The following is a 553-nucleotide window of genomic DNA, read 5'->3' on the forward strand; positions in this document are numbered from 1 at the left end:
ATGACTGGGGTGAAGTCGTAACAAGGTAGCCGTATCGGAAGGTGCGGCTGGATCACCTCCTTTCTAAGGAAAAAGTAGAGTAATTGAAATGTGTTTTACTGTTGAGTTATCAAGGCAACTGAATAACGATATTTCTGGTAGCGATGCGCTTAGGGGACACACCCGTTCCCATCCCGAACACGACGGTTAAGACCTAAGCGGCCGATGGTACTGCACTGGAGACGGTGTGGGAGAGCAGGTGGCTGCCAGATCAAATGGGGATGTAGCTCAGTTGGGAGAGCACCTGCCTTGCAAGCAGGGGGTCGAGAGTTCGAATCTCTTCATCTCCACTGAAATCGAAAGATTTCAAGATGGGCTTATAGCTCAGCTGGTTAGAGCGCACGCCTGATAAGCGTGAGGTCGGTGGTTCGAGTCCACTTAAGCCCACTGGTTTAAATGAACCAGAACCCCGTAAAGTTCATAATCATGAGCCATAGGGCAAAGGTCCACTTAAGCCCATTGGGTTTTAAGTAATAAAGCCCAATATATTGTACCTTGAAAACTGCATACATGA

2 tRNA genes and 2 rRNA genes are annotated in these 553 nt (G+C 48.1%); all 4 read left to right on the forward strand.

The window, feature by feature from the left end:
- Nucleotides 1-63: ribosomal RNA gene (locus GPK81_RS11035) — 16S ribosomal RNA — on the forward strand; the annotation flags it as partial.
- Between the two features lie 70 nt (nt 64-133).
- Nucleotides 134-251, forward strand: a 5S ribosomal RNA gene (rrf, locus tag GPK81_RS11040).
- A 5-nt stretch (nt 252-256) separates the two neighbouring features.
- Nucleotides 257-329 (forward strand) — tRNA-Ala (locus GPK81_RS11045).
- Nucleotides 330-352: 23 nt separating this feature from the next.
- Nucleotides 353-426 (forward strand) — tRNA-Ile (locus tag GPK81_RS11050).
- Nucleotides 427-553: the final 127 nt, after the last annotated feature.

Origin of the sequence: Blautia sp. MCC283 (genome assembly GCF_018785565.1) — a bacterium.
Taxonomy (GTDB): Bacteria; Bacillota; Clostridia; order Lachnospirales; family Lachnospiraceae; genus Blautia_A.